Source organism: Lysobacter enzymogenes (genome assembly GCF_017168095.1).
In the GTDB taxonomy this organism is placed as follows: domain Bacteria; phylum Pseudomonadota; class Gammaproteobacteria; order Xanthomonadales; family Xanthomonadaceae; genus Lysobacter; species Lysobacter enzymogenes_D.
On record NZ_LXSD01000160.1, the window covers coordinates 1 to 4,884 of the forward strand.

At 69.6% G+C, this 4,884-nt stretch carries 4 protein-coding genes; 2 read left to right on the forward strand and 2 right to left on the reverse strand.

What is annotated here, in order from left to right; all coding sequences use genetic code 11:
• Positions 1–87 precede the first annotated feature (87 nt).
• Positions 88–3,213 carry an efflux RND transporter permease subunit gene (locus A7A76_RS04420; RefSeq protein WP_206410060.1) on the forward strand — a complete coding sequence of 1,042 codons (3,126 nt, stop codon included), beginning with the start codon at positions 88–90 and terminating at the stop codon, positions 3,211–3,213.
• Between the two features lie 128 nt (positions 3,214–3,341).
• On the opposite strand, the gene A7A76_RS04425 is transcribed toward A7A76_RS04420, so the two are convergent.
• Both A7A76_RS04425 and A7A76_RS04430 read right to left on the reverse strand, forming a co-directional pair.
• Positions 3,342–3,650 (reverse strand): peptidyl-tRNA hydrolase, encoded by a 309-nt coding sequence (locus A7A76_RS04425; protein ID WP_206410061.1) that lies wholly within the window; start codon positions 3,648–3,650, stop codon positions 3,342–3,344.
• 71 nt (positions 3,651–3,721) lie between these two features.
• On the reverse strand, positions 3,722–4,153 hold the full coding sequence (locus tag A7A76_RS04430) for an Imm10 family immunity protein (protein ID WP_206410062.1): 432 nt from the start codon (positions 4,151–4,153) through the stop codon (positions 3,722–3,724).
• Positions 4,154–4,221: 68 nt separating this feature from the next.
• Here A7A76_RS04430 and A7A76_RS04435 point away from each other — a divergent pair, with 68 nt between their 5' ends.
• Positions 4,222–4,779 (forward strand): GNAT family N-acetyltransferase, encoded by a 558-nt coding sequence (locus A7A76_RS04435; RefSeq protein WP_206410063.1) that lies wholly within the window; start codon positions 4,222–4,224, stop codon positions 4,777–4,779.
• The last annotated feature ends 105 nt before the right edge of the window (positions 4,780–4,884 follow it).

Below are 4,884 nucleotides of genomic sequence, written 5' to 3' on the forward strand. Positions count from 1 at the left end.
AGGCGAAGGCGACGGCCGCGCGCCGGTGTACGTGCCGGCCAAGCGCGGCGCGCCGACCCGCCGCGGCGGCGGCGGAGAGCCGCGCCGATGAAGCTGTCCGACGTCTCCATCCGCCGGCCGGTGTTCGCCACGGTCATGAGCCTGCTGCTGATCGTGCTCGGGATCATGGCGTTCTCGCGCCTGACCCTGCGCGAGCTGCCGGCGATCGACCCGCCGATCGTCTCGGTCGACGTCAGCTACCCCGGCGCCTCGGCGGCGGTGGTGGAAACCCGCATCACCCAGGTACTGGAAGACGCGCTGGCCGGCATCGAAGGCATCGAGACGATCGAATCGCGCAGCGTCAACGGCCGCGCCTCGGTCAGCATCGAGTTCACCCTGCAGCGCGACATCGAAGCCGCCGCCAACGACGTGCGCGACGCGGTCAGCCGGGTCATGGACCGCATGCCCGACGAGGCCGATCCGCCGGAAGTGGAGAAGGTCGAAAGCGACTCCGACCCGGTGCTGTGGCTCAACATGAGCTCGAAGAAGATGGACACGCTGCAGCTGTCGGATTACGCCGACCGCTACGTCGTGGACCGGCTGTCTTCGGTCGACGGCGTCGCCCAGGTCCGCATCGGCGGCCAGCAGCGCTACGCCATGCGCATCTGGCTCAACCAGGACGCGCTGGCCGCGCGCGACATCACCGTCAACGAAGTCGAGAACGCGCTGCGCGCGGAGAACGTCGAACTGCCTGCCGGGCGGATCGAATCGCAGTCGCGCGATTTCACCCTGCGGGTCGCGCGCAGCTACCAGAAGCCCGCCGATTTCGCCCAGATCCCGCTGAAGAAGGGCGCCGACGGCTATGTGGTGCGGCTCGGGGATGTGGCCAAGATCGAGCTGCAATCGGCCGAGCGCCGCGCCTATTACCGCAGCAACGGCGAGCCCAACATCGGCCTCGGGATCGTCAAGACCTCCACCGCCAACAGCCTCGACGTCGCCCGCGCGGTGCGCGCGGAGGCCGACAGGATCCGTCCGACCCTGCCCGAAGGCACCGACATCTTCGTCGCCTTCGACACCACGGTGTTCATCGAATCGGCGGTGGAGCGCGTCTACCACACCCTGGTCGAGGCCATCGTCCTGGTGCTGATCGTGATCTGGCTGTTCCTGGGCAGCTTCCGCGCCGCGCTGATCCCGGCGGTGACGGTGCCGGTGTGCCTGATCGCCGCGTTCATCCCGCTGTACGCGTTCGGCTTCTCGATCAACCTGCTGACCTTGCTGGCGCTGGTGCTGTGCATCGGCCTGGTCGTGGACGACGCGATCGTGGTGCTGGAGAACATCCAGCGGCGCGCCGACCTCGGCGAGCCGGCGCTGGTCGCGGCCGCGCGCGGCACCAAGCAGGTCGCCTTCGCGGTGATCGCCACCACCGCGGTGCTGGTCGCGGTGTTCCTGCCGGTGGGCTTCATGGAAGGCAACACCGGGCGCTTGTTCCGCGAACTGTCGGTGGCGCTGGCCGGCGCGGTGGCGCTGTCGGCGTTCGTGGCGCTGACCTTGACGCCGATGATGTCGTCCAAGTTCGTGCGCCCGCACAGCCAGGAAAAAACCAATCCGGTCAATCGCTGGATCAACGCGCGCCTGGACGCGCTCAGCGGCGGCTATCGCGGCCTGCTCGACCGCAGCGTCGAACGGCCGTGGCTGTTCGGCGCGCTGCTGCTGGCGGCGCTGGCGCTGAGCTTCGGCCTGTTCAAGCTGGTGCCGTCGGAACTGGCGCCGCAGGAAGACCGCGGCTCGTTCCAGATCTCGATCCAGGGCCCGGAAGGCGCCGGCTTCGACTACACGGTCAAGCAGGTGCAGGAAGTCGAGAAGATCGTCGCCGCCCACACCGGCCCGGACCAGACCATCCAGCGCTACAACCCGCGCGTGCCCGGCGGTTTCGGCGCCAGCGAGGAGATGCACACCGGCCGCATCGCGGTGTTCCTGCAGGACTGGAAACAGCGCGACAAGAGCACCGCGCAGGTCGCCGACAGCCTGCGCGCCGAACTCGGCGCGCTGCCGAGCGTGCGCGCGCTGCCGCAGGTCGGCGGCGGCCTGGTGCGCACCCGCGGCCAGCCGATCCAGATCGTGCTCGGCGGCCCCGAATACGCCGAGCTGGCGCAGTGGCGCGACCGCATCCTGGCCCGGATCGAGCAGAACAAGGGCCTGTTCTCGGCCGACTCGGACTACAAGGAAACCCGGCCGCAGATGCGGGTGGAGATCGACCGCCAGCGCGCCGCCGACCTCGGCGTCAGCGTCACCGACATCGGTCACGCGCTGGAGACCCTGATGGGCTCGCGCCGGGTCACCACCTTCGTCCAGAACGGCGAGGAATACGACGTGATGGTGCAGGCCGACCGCGACCTGCGCGCTTCGCCGGCCGACCTCGCCGCGATCCAGGTGCGCGCGCGCGACGGCGGCCTGGTGCCGCTGTCGAACCTGGTCACGCTGAAGGAACTGGCCGAAGCCGGCAGCCTCAACCGCTTCAACCGCCTGCGCGCGATCACCGTCAGCGCCGGCGTCGCCCCGGGCTACACCGTCGGCGAGGCGATCGCGTGGTTGAACCAGGTCGTCGCCGAGGAACTGCCCGAGCACGCGCAGATCGACTGGAAGGGCGAATCGCGCGAATACCAGAAGGCCGGCGGCGCGGTGCTGATGACCTTCACCCTGGCGCTGCTGGTGGTGTATCTGGTGCTCGCCGCGCAGTTCGAGAGCTTCATCCACCCGTTCGTGATCATGCTGACCGTGCCGCTGGGCGTGCTCGGCGCTTTGCTGGGCTTGTGGATGACCGGCGGCACGCTGAACCTGTTCAGTCAGATCGGCATCGTCATGCTGGTCGGGCTGGCGGCGAAGAACGGCATCCTGATCGTCGAGTTCGCCAATCAGCTGCGCGACGAAGGCCGCAGCATCCACCAAGCCATCGTCGAATCCTCGGCGGTGCGCCTGCGCCCGATCCTGATGACCTCGATCGCCACCGTTGTCGGCGCGGTGCCGCTGGTGCTGGCCGGCGGCCCGGGCTCGGCCAGCCGCGCGACCATCGGCATCGTGGTGATCTTCGGCGTGTCGTTCTCGACCCTGCTGTCGCTGTTCATCGTGCCGGCGTTCTACGTGCTGCTGGCGCGCTTCACCCGGTCGCCCGAAGCGGTGGCGCACGAACTCGAACGCCTCGAACAGGAAACCCCGCAAGCCGGCGGCCACGCGTAACCGCGACCGCCCCCCTGTAGGAGCGGCGCGAGCCGCGACCGCGACAACACGCCCGCGACGAAACCTGCGCCGCAATTGCGTTGTCGCGGTCGCGGCTCGCGCCGCTCCTGCAGGGAGAAACGAAGCCGTCAGGCGTCTTTGTACAGGCGCAGGAACTTGAACATCTTCGGCCATTGCTCGCGTGGCTTGAACGCGATCGCGACCTTGCACCCGTCCAGCGCCGATTCGGTCAGCACGACGTGGTCCTCGACCGCCTTGGCGTTCTCGAATTCCTTGGCGTTGGCCTTGCACACCGCCTTGAAGAACGGGCCGTCGAGCCATTGCGCGGTTTCCGGCGCATCGCGGAACTTCAGGTAGGCGGCGAGCGAGGCGTGGGCGACGGCGACCATGGCGAAGCCGAGCGGAACGTCCTCGCGGACGAGGATGTACATTTTCATGTCGATGAATCCGGTAAGCGCTGCGATGCGCAGCAGGCGGCCGCGTTGCGGCGGCGCAGGGGACGGGCGGCTCAGGCGGGTGTCGTACCCGTGTCTGTGCCTGTCGTAGCCGAGACACGCTCGATCACTCGCCCGCATTCGTACTCGCCCATGCGCGCCAGGATCGACAGCGCGGCCTCGCGCCCGGGCAGCGTCGCCGCCCAGGTCAAGCGCAGCGCGGCGTCGAATTCCAGGCGTTCGCGGCCGGCGGCGTTGAGCTCGACGGTCACCGCATCCGCGCCGGCCAAAATGCGGTCGGCGCCGGCGTAACCGCCGCGGCTCTGGTCGTCGCGCTCGAGGTAGAGCGCGGCCATGCCCAGCGCCCGGTCCTGGGCGTCGGGCCGCAGCGTGCAGACGATGTGCAGCACGTCCAGCGGGTTGTCCTGCGAGGCGAAGCCCAGGCTCACCCATAGGCTGCCGTCGTCCTCGCCGCTGTGGACTTCTTCGATGGGGTAGGTCCGCATGGGTCGCTCCTGGTGGCGGCGCCGCGCCTGCGTTTGCAGCCCGGCCGCGGCGAAATTAGGCTACGCGCATGAACGCCGACCCCGCCACCCTCCCGCCGCCGCAGGGCGAGGGGTTCCTGCTGCGTCGCTGGCGCCGCGACGACCTCGACAGCCTGGTCGCCCATGCCGACGACGCCGAGGTTTCGCGCGGGCTCAGCGACCGGTTTCCGTATCCGTACACGCGCCAGGACGGCGAGCGTTTCCTCGAAGGCCAGGTGGTCGATCTGGATCATCCGGTGTTCGCCATCGAAGTCGGCGGCCGCGCGGTCGGCGGCATCGGCGCGCAGCCGGGCCGCGGCGAGCGCGCGCACGGCGCCGAGTTCGGCTATTGGCTCGGCCGCCCGCTGTGGGGCGCCGGGCTGATGACCCGGGTGGTCGGCGCGTTCGCGCCGTGGGCGATGCGGCATCTGGCGCTGTACCGCTTGTATGCGACGGTGCTGGACGGCAATCCGGCCTCGGCGCGGGTGTTGGCGAAGAACGGTTTCGAAGAAGAGGGCGTGCAGCGCTGCGCCGTGTACAAACACGGGCGAGTGCACGACCTGCGCGTGTTCGCGAAGGTGAGAAGGAGCCTGCAAGATGCGACGTGACGATCCCCCGCGCGGCCCGCGCAAGCCGCCCGGCAGCCCCTATGGCGCGGGCGGCGGCCAGCGCGGCGCGGGCGAACCCAGAGGTCCGGGCGGCGCCGGCGCTGC

Coding starts and splice junctions, on each gene's coding strand:
- A7A76_RS04430 (WP_206410062.1), bottom strand. CDS start 4,153: ATGCGGACCTACCCCATCGAAGAAGTCCACAGCGGCGAGGACGACGGC.
- A7A76_RS04425 (WP_206410061.1), bottom strand. CDS start 3,650: ATGAAAATGTACATCCTCGTCCGCGAGGACGTTCCGCTCGGCTTCGCC.
- A7A76_RS04420 (WP_206410060.1), top strand. CDS start 88: ATGAAGCTGTCCGACGTCTCCATCCGCCGGCCGGTGTTCGCCACGGTC.
- A7A76_RS04435 (WP_206410063.1), top strand. CDS start 4,222: ATGAACGCCGACCCCGCCACCCTCCCGCCGCCGCAGGGCGAGGGGTTC.